This is a genomic window from Pseudonocardia sp. (assembly GCF_050246655.1).
GTDB lineage: Bacteria > Actinomycetota > Actinomycetes > Mycobacteriales > Pseudonocardiaceae > Pseudonocardia.
The window spans coordinates 1-16,730 of record NZ_JBFWVQ010000116.1 but is presented as its reverse complement, the minus strand read 5'-3'; the positions used below and the strand labels follow the sequence as shown (position 1 = coordinate 16,730).

The 16,730-nt window shown below is 72.2% G+C and carries 17 protein-coding genes; 14 read left to right on the top strand and 3 right to left on the bottom strand.

The window, feature by feature from the left end:
- The 3 genes from sucB to AB7J25_RS25680 form a co-directional block, all read left to right on the top strand.
- A partial coding sequence (gene sucB / locus AB7J25_RS25690) for a 2-oxoglutarate dehydrogenase, E2 component, dihydrolipoamide succinyltransferase (protein ID WP_428513015.1) occupies positions 1-1,664 on the top strand: 1,664 nt, incomplete at its 5' end.
- Positions 1,665-1,711: 47 nt separating this feature from the next.
- Positions 1,712-2,233 (top strand): antibiotic biosynthesis monooxygenase, encoded by a 522-nt coding sequence (locus AB7J25_RS25685; RefSeq protein ID WP_428513013.1) that lies wholly within the window; start codon positions 1,712-1,714, stop codon positions 2,231-2,233.
- Between the two features lie 18 nt (positions 2,234-2,251).
- A complete protein-coding gene (locus AB7J25_RS25680; protein ID WP_428513011.1) occupies positions 2,252-2,818 on the top strand; it encodes a hypothetical protein in 567 nt (188 codons plus the stop codon).
- A gap of 16 nt (positions 2,819-2,834) precedes the next feature.
- Here AB7J25_RS25680 and AB7J25_RS25675 read toward each other — a convergent pair whose 3' ends face one another.
- Positions 2,835-3,902, bottom strand: coding sequence for an amidohydrolase family protein (locus AB7J25_RS25675; RefSeq protein WP_428513009.1), 1,068 nt, complete (start codon positions 3,900-3,902; stop codon positions 2,835-2,837).
- A 140-nt stretch (positions 3,903-4,042) separates the two neighbouring features.
- Between AB7J25_RS25675 and AB7J25_RS25670 the strand changes: the two genes are divergently transcribed.
- The 3 genes from AB7J25_RS25670 to AB7J25_RS25660 are packed head-to-tail and all read left to right on the top strand — an operon-like array spanning position 4,043 to position 5,486.
- Positions 4,043-4,336, top strand: coding sequence for a hypothetical protein (locus AB7J25_RS25670; protein WP_428513007.1), 294 nt, complete (start codon positions 4,043-4,045; stop codon positions 4,334-4,336).
- A complete protein-coding gene (locus AB7J25_RS25665; RefSeq protein ID WP_428513005.1) occupies positions 4,324-5,211 on the top strand; it encodes a hypothetical protein in 888 nt (295 codons plus the stop codon). The genes AB7J25_RS25670 and AB7J25_RS25665 overlap by 13 nt, the downstream gene beginning before the upstream one ends.
- Complete coding sequence (locus AB7J25_RS25660; RefSeq protein ID WP_428513003.1) at positions 5,208-5,486, top strand: hypothetical protein; 279 nt, start codon at positions 5,208-5,210, stop codon at positions 5,484-5,486. Before AB7J25_RS25665 ends, AB7J25_RS25660 begins: the two co-directional genes overlap by 4 nt.
- 51 nt (positions 5,487-5,537) lie before the next feature.
- Here AB7J25_RS25660 and AB7J25_RS25655 read toward each other — a convergent pair whose 3' ends face one another.
- Positions 5,538-6,413: a 3-hydroxybutyryl-CoA dehydrogenase gene (locus AB7J25_RS25655; RefSeq protein WP_428513001.1), complete on the bottom strand. Its 876-nt coding sequence runs from the start codon at positions 6,411-6,413 to the stop codon at positions 5,538-5,540.
- 141 nt (positions 6,414-6,554) lie between these two features.
- On the opposite strand from AB7J25_RS25655, the gene AB7J25_RS25650 reads away from it, so the two are divergent.
- From AB7J25_RS25650 to AB7J25_RS25635, 4 genes are read left to right on the top strand one after another with little or no spacing between them, the layout of a single operon-like run.
- Entirely contained in the window at positions 6,555-7,385 is an 831-nt protein-coding gene (locus tag AB7J25_RS25650) for a shikimate dehydrogenase family protein (protein WP_428512999.1), read from the top strand.
- Positions 7,386-7,389: 4 nt separating this feature from the next.
- The gene (locus AB7J25_RS25645) at positions 7,390-8,430 is read left to right on the top strand and encodes an MBL fold metallo-hydrolase (RefSeq protein WP_428512997.1); all 1,041 of its coding nucleotides are present in this window, start codon (positions 7,390-7,392) and stop codon (positions 8,428-8,430) included.
- Positions 8,427-9,881 carry an NAD(P)/FAD-dependent oxidoreductase gene (locus AB7J25_RS25640; protein ID WP_428512995.1) on the top strand — a complete coding sequence of 485 codons (1,455 nt, stop codon included), beginning with the start codon at positions 8,427-8,429 and terminating at the stop codon, positions 9,879-9,881. The genes AB7J25_RS25645 and AB7J25_RS25640 overlap by 4 nt, the downstream gene beginning before the upstream one ends.
- Before the next feature lie 34 nt (positions 9,882-9,915).
- Positions 9,916-10,101, top strand: coding sequence for a hypothetical protein (locus AB7J25_RS25635; protein ID WP_428512993.1), 186 nt, complete (start codon positions 9,916-9,918; stop codon positions 10,099-10,101).
- 43 nt (positions 10,102-10,144) lie between these two features.
- Here AB7J25_RS25635 and AB7J25_RS25630 read toward each other — a convergent pair whose 3' ends face one another.
- Complete coding sequence (locus AB7J25_RS25630; RefSeq protein WP_428512991.1) at positions 10,145-11,137, bottom strand: magnesium transporter CorA family protein; 993 nt, start codon at positions 11,135-11,137, stop codon at positions 10,145-10,147.
- 215 nt (positions 11,138-11,352) lie between these two features.
- Between AB7J25_RS25630 and AB7J25_RS25625 the strand changes: the two genes are divergently transcribed.
- The 4 genes from AB7J25_RS25625 to AB7J25_RS25610 all read left to right on the top strand — a co-directional run bounded on the left by AB7J25_RS25625 (position 11,353) and on the right by AB7J25_RS25610 (position 15,454).
- Positions 11,353-12,750: an MFS transporter gene (locus tag AB7J25_RS25625; RefSeq protein ID WP_428512989.1), complete on the top strand. Its 1,398-nt coding sequence runs from the start codon at positions 11,353-11,355 to the stop codon at positions 12,748-12,750.
- A gap of 205 nt (positions 12,751-12,955) precedes the next feature.
- Positions 12,956-13,411 (top strand): type II 3-dehydroquinate dehydratase, encoded by a 456-nt coding sequence (gene aroQ / locus AB7J25_RS25620; RefSeq protein WP_428512987.1) that lies wholly within the window; start codon positions 12,956-12,958, stop codon positions 13,409-13,411.
- Positions 13,408-14,457, top strand: coding sequence for a Gfo/Idh/MocA family protein (locus AB7J25_RS25615; protein ID WP_428512985.1), 1,050 nt, complete (start codon positions 13,408-13,410; stop codon positions 14,455-14,457). The genes aroQ and AB7J25_RS25615 overlap by 4 nt, the downstream gene beginning before the upstream one ends.
- Position 14,458: 1 nt before the next feature.
- Complete coding sequence (locus tag AB7J25_RS25610; RefSeq protein ID WP_428512983.1) at positions 14,459-15,454, top strand: Gfo/Idh/MocA family protein; 996 nt, start codon at positions 14,459-14,461, stop codon at positions 15,452-15,454.
- The last annotated feature ends 1,276 nt before the right edge of the window (positions 15,455-16,730 follow it).

The window sequence follows — 16,730 nt, the reverse complement described above, 5'->3', positions numbered from 1 at the left end:
CCGTGACCGAAGGGACCGTCGGCACCTGGCTCAAACAACCCGGCGACACCGTCGCCTTCGACGACCCCCTGTTCGAAGTATCCACCGACAAGGTCGACTCCGAAATCCCCAGCCCCTACGACGGCGTCATCACCGAAATCCTCGTCGCCACCGGCGAAACCGTACCGGTCGGCACCCCACTGGTCCGGATCGGCGCGGTGGGCGCCGTGGTGGAGAACCGGATCCCGGCGGCGTCGCACCGGGTCGCCGCCGCGGGCGGTCCGTCGCTCGCCGATCCCGCCGCCCCCCAGATGGGCGGCTCCGAGGGCATGGGCGGCGAGGACCCGGGGGTCGGTGCGCCCACGGGCGAGGTCCACGACATCACCATGCCCAAGCTGGGCGAGACCGTGACCGAGGGAACCGTCGGCACCTGGCTCAAGCAGCAGGGCGAGGCCGTCGCGTTCGACGACCCGCTGTTCGAGGTGTCGACCGACAAGGTCGACTCCGAGATCCCCAGCCCCTACGACGGCGTGCTGCTGGAGGTCCTCGTCGCCTCCGGCGAGACGGTGCCCGTGGGCACCGTGCTCGCGCGGATCGGCGCCCCCGGTGCGGCCGCCGGGCAGGCCCCGGCGCCGGACGCAGCGGCCGGAGGCTCCCGGTCGGCTGCCGCGCCGGGCTCGCCGGGAGGTGCTCCGAGCGGGGGCGCACCGGCCGGTGTCGCGGACCGCAACGGGCGCATGCTCTCGCCGCTCGTGCGCCGGCTGCTCGCCGAGTCCGGCCTGGACGCCGCACAGGTGCCCGGCACCGGGGTCGGCGGCCGCATCCGCCGCGAGGACGTCGAGCGTGCGCTCGCGCAGGGGACCCGTCCCGCCGCAGCGGCCGCCCCGGCTCCGGCCACCATCCCGGCTCCGGCCGCCCCGGCTCCGGCCGCCCCGGCCCCCGCGGCGCCCGCCCGCACCGCGCCGGTCGCGGGCGACCCGCGCGACCAGGTCGTCGAGCTCTCGCGGATGCGGCTGGCCGTCGCCGCGGGCATGAAGGCCTCGCAGCAGACGACGGCGGCGGTCTGGACGTCGGTCGAGGTGGACTTCGACAACGTCGAGAAGGTGCGGCGTGCGCACAAGGACCGGTTCAAGAAGGAGACCGGCTCGTCGCTGTCGTACCTGCCGTTCGTCTCCAGGGCGACGGTCGACGCGCTGCGCGCCTACCCGACGGTCAACTCCTCGATCGACATCGAGGCGAAGACCATGACCCTGCACCCCTACGTCAACCTCGGCATCGCGGTCGACCTCGACCAGCAGGGCCTGGTCGTGCCGGTGGTCAAGGACGCGGACTCGCTCAACATGCGCGGCATCGCCAAGCGGATCACCGAGCTCGCCGCGCAGGCGCGGGCGAAGAAGCTGCCGATGTCGGAGATGCAGGGCTCGACGTTCACGATCACGAACCCGGGCCCGTTCGCCAGCTACGCGTCCGCGCCGATCATCAACCAGCCGAACACCGGGATCCTCTGCACGGACGGGGTCAAGCGGCGTCCGGTCGCGGTGGGCGACGCGATCGCCGTACACCCCACGGGGATCATCGGGCTCGTCTACGACCACCGCGCGTTCGACGGCTCCACCGCGTCGCTGTTCCTCCTGCACATCCGCGACTCGCTCGAGCAGCGCGACTGGGCGGCGGAGGTCGGCTGACGGACGCCGGTGGGGCGGGGCACCGGCCGGACGCGGAGCCGGTCACGGTGACGGTCGCCCGCCACGTCGCTCCGCAGCGGGAGGCCGACTTCGAGGAGTGGAGTGAGCGGCTCACCAGGGCCGCGACCCGCTTCCCGGGGTTCCTCGGGGCCGGCGTGCTGCGTCCGGGCCGGTTGGGGGAGCCGTGGCACGTCGTGTTCCGGTTCGCGACCGCGGACGACCTGCGCCGGTGGGAGGCGTCGCCCGAGCGGGCGCGCCTGCTGGCCGCGGGGGAGGACCTCGTCCGGGCCACCTACGAGCACCGCATCACCGGGCTGGAGACGTGGTTCGAGCTGCCCGGACGCACCGCGCCCGCCCCGCCGCGGTGGAAGATGTTCACCGTCTCGGTGGTCGCGATCTTCGCGCTCCAGCTCCTGCTCAACGTCCTCGTGGAGCCCTTCGCGCTCCCGTTCCCGCTGCGTGTGGCGGTCGTCGCGGCGGCGGTCACCGCGCTGATGACGTGGGTCGTCATGCCCCGGGCGGCGCGCCTGCTCCGGGCGTGGCTCTACCCCCGTGCCCGCAACCCCTGACCCGACGGAAGGATCCCCGTGGCCCGATATCTCGTCTCCGGCATCGCCTCGTTCGTCGCCGACGTGGGCGCCGTCCTGTCCGAGCACGGCGCAGAGTTCGTCGGCGTGGACGACATCGACGACGTACCCGCGGCCTGCGCCGAGACCGGGCCCGGCGCCTTCGACGGCTACGTTCAGCTGCCGGCGACGTTCGCGGTCACCGGGGACACGGCGGTGGATGCGGTGCACCACTACTTCCGCGACGGTGTCCTCGCACGGTACCCGGCGATGGCCGCCGCGCTGCCGTCGCTCCGGCCGAACGCGCAGGTCGTGTTCGTCATGGGCGTGCTGCCGCCGGAGGTGTCGACCGAGCACGACATCGCCGCACGCGGCGCGCTCGTGCGGCTGCTCGGCACGGCCGCACGCGCGGACAAGCCGGACGGGCTGCGGATCGCGGTCCTCGCCGCGGACTGCTCGCCCATCGACGTCGCGCGCACGGTCCTCGGCCACCATCCCGAGTGGGACGTGCTGACCGCGGGGTTCGCGGGCGGCTCCTACGCCGACTGGCGCACGGAGCTGCTGGGGATGATGAACACCCGCATATAGCGGGGGTCAGCGCTGGTCAGCGGGCGACCTCGAGTCCCAGCAACCGCGCGGCGTTGTCCCACAGGATCCGCCGGGCGTCCCCCCGCTCCAGGCTCAGCGCACCGACGGTCTGGAGCGGGGTGGGGTCGCCGAGCTCGAAGGGATGATCGGTGCCGAGCAGGACGTGGTCGGCACCGACGTCCTCGACGAGCCGGCGCAGCAACGTCGTGGAGAACACCGCGGTGTCGTAGTAGAGCTGGTCGGTGTACTCGCTGGGCGGCAGCGGCGTCGTCCGTGCGACGTCCTTGCGGTTCCAGCCCATGTCGAGCCGGCCGCGGAGCGCTGGGAGGCAGCCGCCGCCGTGGGCCAGGCACAGCCGCAGCGGCCAGCGCTCCAGGACCCGCCCGAACGCCAGGCGGGCGACGGCGAGCGCGGTCTCCATCGGGTACCCGACCAGCTGCGGCAGCCAGAAGTCGGCCTGCCGATGCGGGTCCGGAACGCCGCTGGGATGCAGGAACACGAACGTGCGCCGCTCGGACAGCAGCGCCCACAGGTCGTCGTTGACCGGGTCGTCGAGATCGCGGCCCGCACCGCGCGTGCCGATGGCGATCCCGGCGTGCCCGAGGTCGTCGAGGCAGCGGCGCGCCTCCTGCGCGGCGTCGGGCCAGCCGAGCGGCACCGAACCGAGGCCGAGGAGGCGGTCGGGGGCGTCGGCGACGTAGGTCGCGAGGGCGTCGTTGCCCTCGGCGACGATCCCGGTCGCGAAGCCGTGCTCGTCGGCGGTCGAGCAGAACAGGAACGGCGGCAGCGAGACGGCGTGGCGGTGCACGCCCATGTGGTCCATCTCGGCGAGCCGCACGTCGACGTCGTACTGGGAGCGCGCGAGCGGCAGGGGTGCGCGCGGGGCCACCCCGCTGACCCGCGTGTCGAGCCGCACGATCCCCTCGGCGACGCCACGGAGATCCGCCAGGCCGCGGTCCGCAAGCTGCTGCAGCAGGGGCAACGGCATGGCGTGCGCGTGCACGTCGATCGCCGACCCGTCCGCCGCCGCTGCCGGCGCCGCGTGCTCCGCGCTCGAACCGTTGACCACCATGCTGCGGCTCATCCCCTCCCGACGCCCTCCGCCCCAGCGTTCGCCCCGCCTGGCATGCGCGACCACCGCCTCTCACTGGTCGGAAGGGAGGCTGCCCAGGCCCGGTGTCCCGCGGACGCCGTGCGAATCTGCCTCGGAGCCGAGGAGGTGGCATGAGTCTCTACCAGCTCCACCGCTGCGTGTACGACTGGGTGCGCGCGGGTGAGGTCAACAGCGCCGACGGCGGCGCGGGCCGCGAGGACTTCGACGCGTCGGTCTACGAGTTGACCGACGAGGAACGCCGGGCGTTCGACGACAAGGACGTGGCGGCGTTCTACCAGCTGGGGCTGCACCAGGTGCTGCTCAACCGGTTCGCGCGGGCCGCAGGCTTCGCCCGCGACGACTACCGCAAGCTCCTCGAGCCGTTCGCGACGACAGACGGGAGGAAGGGCCGGTGGCAGACATAGCCCTGGCGTACGCGGCGTCGCACGCGCCGATGATGTCCTCGGCGCGCATGGCGGCGCCCGCCGAGCAGCGCGAGAACTTCTTCGGCGCCCTCGACTTCATCCGCACCGAGGCCGTCAGGCGGGGTGTCGAGGCCTGCGTGGTGTTCTCCAACGAGCACTTCACCAACTTCTTCCTGGAGAACTTCCCGCAGAACTGCATCGGCGTCGGTGAGAAGAACTGGGGTCCCACCGAGGAGTGGCTGCCGATCGACAAGGTGTGGATCCCCGGGCATCCCGGGCTCGCGAACCACATCGCGCGGCACACGCTGGACAGCGGGTTCGATCCCGCGTTCTCCCACCAGCTCGAGCTGGACCACGGGATCATGACCGTCTACTACGAGCTCGACCACGACATGCAGCTGCCGCTGGTGCCGATCGTGCAGAACTGCGCGGTGCCCCCGCTCATGCCGGTGCGCCGCGCGTACGAGTTCGGCAGGGCGGTCGGCGACGCCATCCGCTCCTACACCGGTCTGAAGAAGGTCGCGATCGTCGGGGCGGGCGGCCTGTCGCACTGGATCGGCAACCCGCGCGTCGGCGACATCGAGGAGACGTTCGACCGCTGGTTCCTCGAGCGGTTGGCGCGCGGCGAGCTCGAGGACATCCTCGACATGCCCGACAGCGAGATCGAGCTAGCCGGGAACGGCAACCACGAGATGCGGAGCTGGCTGGCGGTGGCCGGGGCCGTGGCGCCGGTGAAGGCGACGCCGCTGGCGTACGAGCCGGTGTACCCGTGGATCACGGGCATGGCCGTGGCGCACTGGGAGACCCTCGAGGAGGGCACGGCCGGCGCTGCCGGCGAGGCGGACGGAGATCGAACGGAGGAGACACGGGTATGACCGAAGGGAAGCCGGGCGCGTCCGACGAGCTGGAGGCGGCGGCCGCACGGGTGCGCGAGCTGTCCGAGCAGGTGATCGCGCAGGCGAAGACGAACGGGCTGGCGTGGCTGGAGGGCTACGAGCGCGTCCTGCGCAACCTCCTGGACCTGGAGGAGCAGGCGGCGAAGGGCACGGGCACGGAGTGGGTGACGACCCTCGCCACCGCGCACGCCAACTTCGTGCGCGAGACCTCGGAGGTGTTCTTCGGCGCCATGCGCGACCAGCTCCGACGCTGACCCCCCAGGACGCGCCCGCCCCGCCGGGAAGCCCGGCGGGGCCGGTCCGGCTCAGCTACGGCCGGGCACGGTGCCGTACTCGAAGAACCCGCGGCCGCTCTTGCGGCCCAGCAGGCCCGCCTCGCACATCCGCAGCAGCAGCGGCGGCGGTGCGTAGAGGGGCTCCTTGAACTCTGCGTACATCGACTGCGCCACGGCGTGCGTGGTGTCGAGACCGATCAGGTCGGTCAGGGCGAGCGGCCCCATCGGGTGCGCGCAGCCGGCGACCATGGCCGTGTCGACGTCCTCGGCGCTGGCGAAGCCCGTCTCGACCATGCGGATCGCCGCGAGCAGGTACGGGATGAGCAGCGCGTTGACCACGAAGCCCGCCCGGTCCTTGGACAGGACGGTCCGCTTGCCCAGGGTGACGGCGGCGAACTTCTCCGCCCGCTCGACGGTCTCCGGCGAGGTGAGCAGGCTCGGGACCAGCTCCACCAGCGGCAGCACGGGAACCGGGTTGAAGAAGTGCATGCCGATCACGCGCTCCGGACGCGCGGTGGCCGCCGCCAGCTTCATGATCGGGATCGAGGACGTGTTGCTCGCGAGGAGGCAGTCGGGCCCGACGATCCCGCCCAGGGCGGAGAAGACGGCGACCTTCTCGGCCTCGTCCTCCACGGCGGCCTCGATGACCAGGTCGCTCCCGGCGAGATCGGCGAGGTCCGTGGTGAAGCTCAGCCGCTCCATGGTCGCCGCGCGCGCCTCGTCGGACAGCTTCCCCGCGGCCACCGCGCGCTGCAGCGACCCGGCGATGCGACGCTGCGCCGCCTCGGCGGCGGGTACGTCCACCTCCCGGACGACGACCCGCAGGCCCGCCCGCGCCGTCACCTCGGCGATGCCGGCGCCCATGATGCCGCCGCCGACGACGCCGGTCAGTCTCGTGTCAGACATGCGCTCAGCACATCACGCACTGCGTACTTTTTCAAGCAGGCGACCCGCGGTCCCACTGGACAGGAAGCGCACGCCCACCCGCACGGGAGAGGGCCACGATGGGCGCCGGACCCACCCCCGTCGACGGCCGGAGGAGCGCTCGTGATCAGCGGAAAGACGACGATCATCGGCCATATCGGCTATCCGACGTTCGCCTTCAAGGCGCCGTTGATCTACAACCCGTGGTTCGAGCACAAGGGCATCGACGCCGTGGTCGTGCCCATGGGCGTGCGGTCCGAGCACTACGAGGACTTCTTCCGCTGCGCGTTCTCCATGACCAACATCCGCGGGGCCCTCGTGACGATGCCGCACAAGGTCACCACCACCCGCCTCGTGGACGAGCTCACGCCCATCGCCGCCGTCGCGGGCGCGGCCAACGCCGTGCTGCTGCGCGAGGACGGCCGGACGGTGGGCGACCAGTTCGACGGCGCCGGCTTCGTCCGCGGCGTGCAGCGCAAGGGCTTCGAGCTGACGGGACGGCGCGCGCTGGTGGTCGGCAACGGCGGCGTCGGGTCGCCGATCGCGGCGTCGCTCGCGGGTGCCGGGGTGGCCCACATGGGGCTGTTCGACCCCAACGCCGACGCCTCCCACTCGCTCGCGGCGCGGCTCGAGGAGCACTTCCCGAAGCTCGAGGTCGTCACCGGCTCGAAGGACCCCGCCGGCTACGACATCGTCGTCAACGCCACCCCGCTCGGCATGAACGACGACGATCCGCTGCCCATGGACGTCGACCGGATCGACCCGTCGACCTTCGTCGGCGAGGTCGTGATGAAGCAGGAGATCACCCCCTTCCTCGCCGCGGCCCAGGAACGGGGCTGCCAGATCCAGGTGGGTAGTGACATGCTCTTCGAGATGATCCCCGCGTACCTGGAGTTCTTCGGCTTCGGCACGGCGACGCCCGACGAGCTGCGGGCCGTGTCGACGCTGGCCTGACCGGGTGGCCGTGGCGACCGAGATCGTGCCGGGCGTGCACCGGCTGGAGCTGCCCCTCGGCATCCACGGCGTGCCGAGCGTCAACGGCTGGCTGCTGCGCGACGACGCGGGCGACACCCTCGTCGACTGCGGCATCGCCACGGGGACGGTGCCCGGTGGCGATCCGGGGCCGGGTGGCACCGCCGCGCTCTCGGCGGCGCTGGGCACGTGCGGGAGCGCGCTGGAGCGGATCGCGCGCCTCGTGATCACCCACGCGCACATCGACCACTTCGGGCTGGCCGGGGAGGTGGTCCGGCGCAGCGGTGGGGAGCTGTGGATGCATTCCGCCACGCGGCTGGACACCGCGAAGTACGCCGATCCGGACGAGGCCGTCGACCGGCGGACGCTCATGCTCGCCGACCACGGGCTCTACGGCCCGGAACTCGTCGAGTCCTCCGAGGGGCTGCGCGACTGGATACCCGTGATGCCCTCGATCGGGCAGCCGACCCGGCTGCTCGACGGCGGTGAGCGGATCACCGCGGGCGGCCGGACCTGGGAGGTCGTGCACACGCCGGGCCACTCGCCCGGCCACGTCTGCCTCTGGTCGGCCGCCGATCGCCTGCTCTGCTCGGGTGACCACCTGCTCCAGATCGTCTCGCCGCCGGTGACCTTCGAACGCGGCTTCGAGCGCGACCCGATGGGCTCCTACCTCGGTTCGCTGGAGCGGGTGCGCGCGCTCGGCCCGGATCTGGTGCTGCCCGGGCACGGGTCGCCGTTCCGCGACGGTGTCCGGCGGTGCGAGGCCATCGCGCGCGGGAAGCGCCGCAGGCTCGACGCCGTCCGGGAGATGGTCGAGGCGGGCGACCGCACCGTCACGGAGATGACGGCGGCGCTCTTCGGCGCCGCACTGACCGGCGCCCAGCGGCACTTCGCCATGGCCGAGGTCCTCGCCTACCTCGCCCACCATGAGGTCCGGGGTGTCGCGGCCCGCGCACGCCGCCCGGACGGCGTGTTCGTCTGGCGCCGCGTCCGAGGCGAACAGAGCGAACAGGAGGCCCGATCGTGACCGACGGCCAGCACGAGGGACAGCAGCCGCACCGGGTGGTGATCGTCGGCGGGGGGTTCGGCGGGCTCAACGTGACGCGGGCGCTGGCCCGCGCCGAGGACGTCCACGTCACGCTGATCGACCGCACCAACCACCACCTCTTCCAGCCGCTGCTCTACCAGGTGGCCGCCGGGATCCTGCCGCCCGGGCTGATCGCCCCGGCGCTGCGCGGCGTCATCTCGACGCAGCGCAACGCGCGGGCGGTGCTCGCCGACGTCCACGATCTCGACCTCGACGCGAGGGTGGTGCGCGCCGCCGGTCCCGACGGGCGGGTCCTGGAGTTCCCCTACGACACGCTCGTGGTCGCGAGCGGTGCCACCCACTCGTACTTCGGCAACGACGAGTTCGCCGAGTACGCGCCGGGCATGAAGACGATCGAGGACGCGCGCACGCTGCGCAACCACATCCTGTCGGCGTTCGAGATGGCCGAGCTGTCGCAGGACCCGCAGGAGCGGGCCGAGTGGCTCACGTTCGTCGTCATCGGGGCGGGCCCGACCGGAGTGGAGCTCGTCGGGCAGGTCGCGGAGCTGGCGCACAAGGTGCTCCCGCGCGACTACCGGTCGGTCGACACCCGCGAGGCGCGCATCCTGCTGCTGGAGGGCGCGCCCGCCGTGCTCCCGCCGTTCGCCCCGAAGCTCCAGCGCTGGACCCACCAGCGGCTCGAACGGATGGGGGTGGAGATCCGGGTGAACACGCTCGCCGTCGGGATGGACGACGAGTCGCTGACCATGAAGGGGCCCGACGGCGAGGAGACGATCCGCACCAGGACCCGGATCTGGGCCGCGGGCGTGGCGGCCTCGCCGCTCGCCCGGCTGCTGGCCGAACGCACGGGCGCGACGACCGACCGCGCCGGGCGGGTGGCCGTCAACCCGGACTGCACCCTGCCCGGGCACCCGGAGGTCTTCGCCATCGGCGACATGGTGTCGCTCAACGGCCTGCCGGGCGTCGCGCAGCCCGCCATGCAGGAGGGCCGCTACGTGGGCGACCTGATCCGCGCACGGCTGGCCGGGGACCGGCGGCACGACCCGTTCCGCTACCTCGACAAGGGCAGCATGGCGACGATCGGCTACCGGGCGGCGGTCGCCGACGCCTTCGGGGCCAAGCTCACCGGGCTTACCGCGTATGCGATCTGGGCGTTCATCCACGTCTTCTACCTGATCGGCTGGGGCAACCGCCTCGGCACGCTCTACACCTGGGCGCGAGCGATGGTGTTCTCGACCAACCGCGGGCACCGGATCATCACCTTCGAGCAGGCCAAGGACCAGGCGGTCCCGCACCACGACCGGCGTCCGCCGGATCGACCGTCGGAGGTGGCCCCGCCCCCGCCCGCGGCACCGCCCCCGCCCGCGGCACCGCTCCCGCCGCCCCCGGCGGCCGATCACCGCGCATCCGCGGCCCGGGATACGGGCTGACCGCCGGGGTGGGGGCGCGGGGCTACGCTGCGGCATGATGCGCGACGGCGTGATCCGGTTCCGGCTGGCCTTCGTGGTCAGCCTCCTCGTGGTGCTCGTCGGGCTGTGGATCGTGTGGGGCTACGGTTCCAGCGAGATGGGTCCGATCGGATGGATGTTCATCGGGGTCGGAGTGCTCGGCTTCGTCTCGAACCTCGTGCTCCGCGACCGGCTCCGGTGACGCGTGGTTCCGGGCGGGCGTGAGCGCGCGTCGCCCGAGCGGGTCACAGCCACCCGTGGCGATGGAAGAGGGCGGCGAGCGCGACCCCTGAGGCGAGCATCGACCCGGCGATGAGGGCCAGCCCCCAGCGCGACTCGGCCAGCGGGAGGCCGACGACGTTCATGCCGTACACCCCGACGACGACCGTCCAGGCGATGCCGATCGTGCCCCACGCCGTGACCCGCCGGACGAAGCGGTTGAGCTCGGTGGCCACCCGCGTCTGGAACAGCTCGAGCATCTCCTGGAGGAACTCGCGCTCCAGGTCGGTGGTCTGCACGAGGTGGGCGAACCCCTGCCGCAGCTCGCGGACGCGGCGCTCGTCGACGGCCAGCAGCCCCTCCGGTCCGTTCGAGGAGGTGCTCTCGAGCAGGTTCGTGTAGGTCTGCTGGGCCTGTGCGGCGCTCGTGCGGATCGTCTGGAGGTCGTGGCGGACGGCGAACAGCTCGTCGAGCATCCGCTCCGAGCGGACCGGGTGGGCCGTCGCGACGCGGTGCTCGATGTCGGAGATGCGCTCGGCCGCCGAGACCACGAGCAGCTCGAGCGTGGCCAGCATCTCGCGGCGGATCGCCGTGATCAGCTCCAGCGAGGCCGTCGGGCGGAAGCCACGGTCGAGCCTGCGGTGGACGGCGTCGAGCTCCCGCCGGGCCGCGGGCCCGTCGAGGGCCGAGCTCGTCGGCCCGAGCACCGTGACCACCACCCGGGGGTTCTGGAACACCTTGAGCGGCTGCAGGTAGAGCCGGCCGTCGGTGCCGCGGGCGAGGCCGTTGATCGCCGTGTAGTGGTGGTCGGGGTAGAGATGCATCTTGGGGACGGGCGTGCGCAGGTGGCAGTCCTCGAGATCCCCGGAGCGCACCGCCAGCAGGCCGGGCAGCAGCGCCATCCCCGGCCGGTCCTCGTGGTCGAGGTCGATCCACAGCAGCCCGCTGTCGGCGACCGCGGGCAGCTCCGACGGCGTCAGGTCCGTGACGGACCCGTCGCTCACCACACGTGCACGCACGGTTCCTCCTCGGCCGCGGGCGGCGGTGCGGGACCCGGCAGGCGACGGCACCGCACCGCGTGCGCCGACAGCATGCGGGCCCGGTGCGGTGGGCGTGGACCTACCTGCCATCCAGCGGAAACCGCAGGGGGTGCCGTTGACCGGGATCAGGGGGCGGGCTGCACTGACCCGACAGCCGCCGCGGGCGACGCGGCACGCCGCCGTGAGGAGGACCCGTGCAGGACGAGATCAGAGAGCAGGCCGACTCGCACGAACCGAGCGAGTATGCCAAGACGCCGAAGAAAGCCGCGGCGAGCGGCTGGATCGGCAGCGCGCTGGAGTACTACGACTTCTTCATCTACGCCCAGGCAGCGGCACTGGTCTTCCCGAACATCTTCTTCCCGCAGACCAACCCGCAGGTGGCCATCGTCGCGGCGTTCGCCACGTTCGGTGTCGGGTACGTCGCCCGCCCGATCGGTGCGTTCGTGCTCGGGCACTGGGGCGACACGCACGGCCGCAAGAACATGCTCGTGCTCTGCATGATGCTGATCGGCATCTCGACGTTCCTCGTGGCGTTCCTGCCGACCTACGACCAGGTCGGGCTGCTGGCGCCGGCACTGCTGGTGATCCTGCGGCTGGTCCAGGGCTTCGCGGTCGGCGGCGAGATCTCCGGCGCGAGCGCCATGATCATCGAACATGCGCCGTTCGGCAGGCGCGGGTTCTACGGCAGCTTCACGCTCCAGGGGGTCCAAGCGGGCCAGATCCTCGCGGCCGCGGTGTTCCTCCCGCTGTCCGCGGCGATGCCGCCCGAGGCCTTCCAGGCCTGGGGCTGGCGGATCCCGTTCCTGCTCAGCGTGGTCGTGGTCATCGCGGGCATCATCATCCGGCGCCGTGTCGACGAGACCCCGGCGTTCCAGGAGGAAGCGGCGCACGGTGAGGTGCCGAAGGCGCCGATCGTCGTGGCGGTCCAGGAGAGCGGCTCCGACATGTTCCGCGTCTTCTGCATGGCACTGATGAACACCGTCCCGACGACGGTGAACACGTTCGGGGCGACGTTCGCGACCAACCAGGCCTACGGCAACGGGTTCAGCATCACCCTGTACCTGTGGATCTCGGTCGTCGGGAACATCGTCGCCGTCATCCTCATCCCGTTCGTCGGCAACCTGTCCGACCGGATCGGGCGACGGCCCTGCATGATCGTCGGCTCCTTCGGTTCGGCGATCATGGGTTACCTGTACCTGTACGCCATCGACACCCAGAACACGACGCTCGCGTTCGTCAGCGCCATTCTGATGTGGGGTGTGGTGTACCAGGGCTACAACGCGGTGTTCCCGGCCTACTACCAGGAGCTCTTCCCGACCCGGACGCGCGTCACGGCGTTCGCCGTCGCGCAGAACCTCGGCACGATGGCCACGGCCTTCCTGCCGACGGTCTTCGCGATCGTGGCGCCTCCCGGGTCGAACGTGCCGGTCATCGTCGGCACCTTCGTCCTGGCCGCCGGCATCATCGCGTCGATCGCCGCGTACACGGCACGGGAGACCTACCGGGTGCACATGAACGACCTGGGCGTCCCGGGCACCGCGCCCGTGCCGAAGGAGGAGTACGAGCGGCTGCGAGCCTCCGCGATGGCCTGATCCGCCCCCGTCGCCGGCTCTCCGCGGCCGGGCCCGCCACCCGCGGGTCCGGCCGCGGAGCCGTCTGCGGGCCGGGCGTGGCCTGATCACCGCCGCGTGGCCACTGGACGGAAACGCCGGGACGGTGCCCGCGTCGGGTGCTCGAATTATCAGTGTCCCGGCTGCGACGGATCTGCAACGGATCTGCGACGGATCGAGGTGCGCATTGGCATCGGTGCTCGTGCTCAACGGCCCCAACCTGAACCTGCTCGGCACCCGCAAACCCGAGGTGTACGGCAGCACGTCCCTGGCCGACGTCGAGGAGATGTGCCGTCAGGAGGCCGGCAAGCTCGGCCTCGACGTCGACTTCCGGCAGTCCAACCACGAGGGCCAGCTCATCGACTGGATCCACGAGTGCGGCCGCGCGATGAAGGCGGGCGACTGCATCGGGGCGGTCTACAACCCCGGCGCCCACACCCACACCTCGGTGGCGCTGCACGACGCGATCGAGGGCGCTGAGGTGACGGTGATCGAGCTGCACATCTCGAACGTCCACGCACGGGAGGAGTTCCGCCACCACTCCTTCATCTCGCCGGTCGCCCGCGGCATCGTGGTCGGCTTCGGCGTGCTGGGCTACCCGCTGGCCATCCAGGGCCTCCACCAGCTGACCCGGACGGCGTGAGCGTGCCGGTCCGGCTCGCGGTCGCCGGCGCCGGGTTGATCGGCAGGCGGCACATCGAGGAGGTCGACGCCTGCGGCGACGCGCAGCTGTCCGCGATCGTCGACCCGGGGCCCGCAGGGCCGGAGCTGGCCCGCAAGTACGGCGTGGCGCTGTACCCCTCGCTGGCCGAGCTGTTCGACCACGCCCGGCCGGACGGCCTCATCCTCGCCACCCCCAACCGGCTGCACGTCCAGGGCGGCCTGGAGTGCGTCGCCGCGGGGGTCCCGGTGATCGTGGAGAAGCCGGTCGGCGACACGGTCGAGGGTGCGACGCGGCTGGTCGATGCCGGCGAGGCGGCGGGCGTCCCGGTGCTGACCGGGCACCACCGCAACTACAGCCCGATCATGACGAAGGCCCGGGAGATCGTGGCCAGCGGCGTGCTCGGACAGGTCGTCGCGGTCGTGGGCACGGCCCTGTTCCACAAGCCCGACGATTACTTCGACGTCGGCGGCGGGTGGCGCCGCGAGCCGGGCGGGGGACCGATCCTGCTCAATCTCGTCCACGAGGTGAACAGCCTGCAGCAGCTGCTCGGCGACATCGTCTCGGTGCAGGCGACGTCGTCGAACGCGGCCCGCGGCTTCCCCGTCGAGGACACCGCGGCGATGGTGTTCACGTTCGCGGACGGCGGCCTGGGCACGTTCCTGCTCTCCGACGCCGCCGCGTCGCCCCGCTCCTGGGAGCAGACCTCGCAGGAGAACGCGGACTACGCCACCCATCCCGACGAGGACGCCTATCACATCGCGGGCACCGCAGGATCGCTGTCGGTGCCCACCATGCGGCTGCGGGTCTACCCCGGGGCCCGGTCCTGGTACCTGCCGTTCGACACCACCACCGTCGAGCTGGAGCGCACCGACCCGCTGGCCGCGCAGGTCGCCCACTTCGCCGCGGTGATCCGTGGCGAGGCGCAGCCGATCTGCAGCGGACGCGACGGTCTCCGGTCGCTGCGGGTCCTCGAGGCCGTCGTCGAGTCGGCCCGGACCGGGCGTCCGGTCGACGTGGACGGTTGACGTGCTGCGCTGGGGCCTCGCCGGGACGAGCGACATCGCCGCCACCCGGATGGTGCCGGCGATGCGCCGCGCCGGGCATGTGATCAGCGCCGTCAGCGGCCGGACACGGGCGCGCGCCGCGGAGTTCGCCGCGGCGCACGGCGTCGGCGTCTGGACCGACGACGTGGCGGAGCTCGCCGCCCGCGACGACGTGGACGCCGTCTACGTGAGCACCCCGAACGCGCTGCACTGCGCGCACACCCTCGCCGTCGCGGCCGCGGGCAAGCACGTGCTCTGCGAGAAGCCCGTGGCGCTCGACCTCGTGGACGCGCGGTCCATGGTGCGTGAGTGCGCCGCCGCGGGCGTGGTCCTCGCCGTGAACCACCACCTGCCCGCGCACACGACCCACACGGAGATCCGCAGGCTCGTGGCCGCCGGAGCCGTCGGGCGTCCGCAGGCGGTCCGGATCTTCCATGCCTACCGGCTCGCCGAGCGCCTGCACGGCTGGCGGCTGACCGACGCCGAGGCGGGCGGCCCGGTCCTCGACCTCGTGCCGCACGACGCGTCCGTGGCGAACACGCTGGTCGGCAGGCCGCTGGAGGTCGCGGCGCTGGAGGCCACGGTGGAATCGTGGCAGGCGGCCGCCGGGGACGCTGCGATGGCGGTGGTCCGGTACGAGGGCGACGTGCTCTGCCAGATCCACCTCGGGTGGACCGTGCCGTACGCCCGGACCGGGATCGAGGTGCACGGCAGCGAGGGGTCGATCGTCGCCGAGGGTGTCATGCAGCCCGATCCGGTCGGCTCGGTCGTGCTGCACGACGCCGCCGGCGCGCGCGAGATCGCGCTTCCGGAGCGCCGCGACCCCTACGAGGTGACGGTGGAGGCCGTGGCCGCGGCCGCCGCAGGCACGAGCCGACCGGTCGTGGACGGCGCGGGCGGGCTGTGGGCGGTCGCCGTCGCGCTGGCCGTGCGGGAGGCGGCGCGCAGCGGCCGGGTGACCGCGGTCGAGCGGTCCTAGGACGCTGCCGGATCGGCTCCGGCGTGGGGCTGGGTGGCCCGGTGGGTGCACGGCCGGTGCGAGATTCTGGATGCGGGGGCGGCTGGCCGCATCGGCCCAGCCGAACCCGATCTTCGACACGGTCGAGGTGGTGGTCGCCGCCACCGGGTGCTGACCGGAAAGCCCGCGGATCGCGGACCCAGGCCGGCTACCGCGGGCCGCGGCCGATGGTCGAACGGTCGATCGCCTGGCTGCCCGCCATACAACCTGGGCCATCGCCGACTCATCGCAGGGCTTGACCCCAACCCTGTCCGCTGCCACAGTCGGCCCGGGCAGGGCGACCTCTTGTCGCACCTTCGGGTGCTGACCTTCGCAGCCAGACTGCCACGAGGCGCCTTGCCCACCAACGCCCTCCTTCAGCTGAGTCCTAGGTGTACTGACCGATCACGTTGTTGATGGTTGGTTGAGCAGTCGGGTGATCGGGGGTCGGCCGTTGAGGGCGGAATGGGCGCGCGTCGAGTGTTGTAGTCGGTGACCGAGGTGTCGAGTGCGGTGGGCCGGTCCGTGTTGGAGTGCCAGGGGCGGGCGCAGGCGCGGTCTGCAGGATGCGGTTGAACCGTTCGGGCCTTCCCGTTTCCGACGCGGTAGAGGCGCAGGAACCCGAGCGCAGGTGGTGTCGCGCCCTCGGGGCAGGGCTTCGACGTCGGCAAGCCGGGAGTGGTCGTCGACGGCGACGCAGAGGTAGTCGTAGCCGATCCCGCGCTCGCGGGACCTGTTCGCGGCGGCCGTGCAGGCGCCAGTCGTCGCCGTCGATCGGGTCGATCGGGTCGATCGGGTCGATCGGGTCGATCGGGGGTACCTGGTGGCGGCTGAGCACCCGCCCGACGGTGGAGGCGACCAGCCCGAGCTCGTCGGCGAGGAACACTGCCGCGACGCTGCTTCTCGCGTAGCGCCAGGATGCGCGCCTCGATCTTGGTCGGGGTGCGGGTCGGAGCCGATGCGTCAGACACACCCGGTCCACCCCGGAGGCCCTCCCCTCGATCAACTCGACACGCCACCACCGTCGACAACGTCGCGAGTCACTACACCTAGACCCGCAGCGGGATGCGCCGCCCGGCCAGAGGAGTCGGCGGCTGGAGGTGGTGGGGTCGGGCTCGTGGTCGGCGTTGCGGGTCGACCCCAATGCCGCTGATTTAGCAGCATGATGTCCGGCCGGGGCGAGCAGGAGGCCAGCCGCACTCAGTTCGGTAATTCTCAAGCGGCGCGGCAAGGGCGTTTCTCGGAGAACTGCTGCTTT

Excerpts from the sequence above, each read along its gene's own strand:
- AB7J25_RS25655 (WP_428513001.1), bottom strand. The coding sequence starts at position 6,413 with ATGTCTGACACGAGACTGACCGGCGTCGTCGGCGGCGGCATCATGGGC.
- AB7J25_RS25675 (WP_428513009.1), bottom strand. The coding sequence starts at position 3,902 with ATGAGCCGCAGCATGGTGGTCAACGGTTCGAGCGCGGAGCACGCGGCG.
- AB7J25_RS25660 (WP_428513003.1), top strand. The coding sequence starts at position 5,208 with ATGACCGAAGGGAAGCCGGGCGCGTCCGACGAGCTGGAGGCGGCGGCC.
- AB7J25_RS25670 (WP_428513007.1), top strand. The coding sequence starts at position 4,043 with ATGAGTCTCTACCAGCTCCACCGCTGCGTGTACGACTGGGTGCGCGCG.
- AB7J25_RS25635 (WP_428512993.1), top strand. The coding sequence starts at position 9,916 with ATGATGCGCGACGGCGTGATCCGGTTCCGGCTGGCCTTCGTGGTCAGC.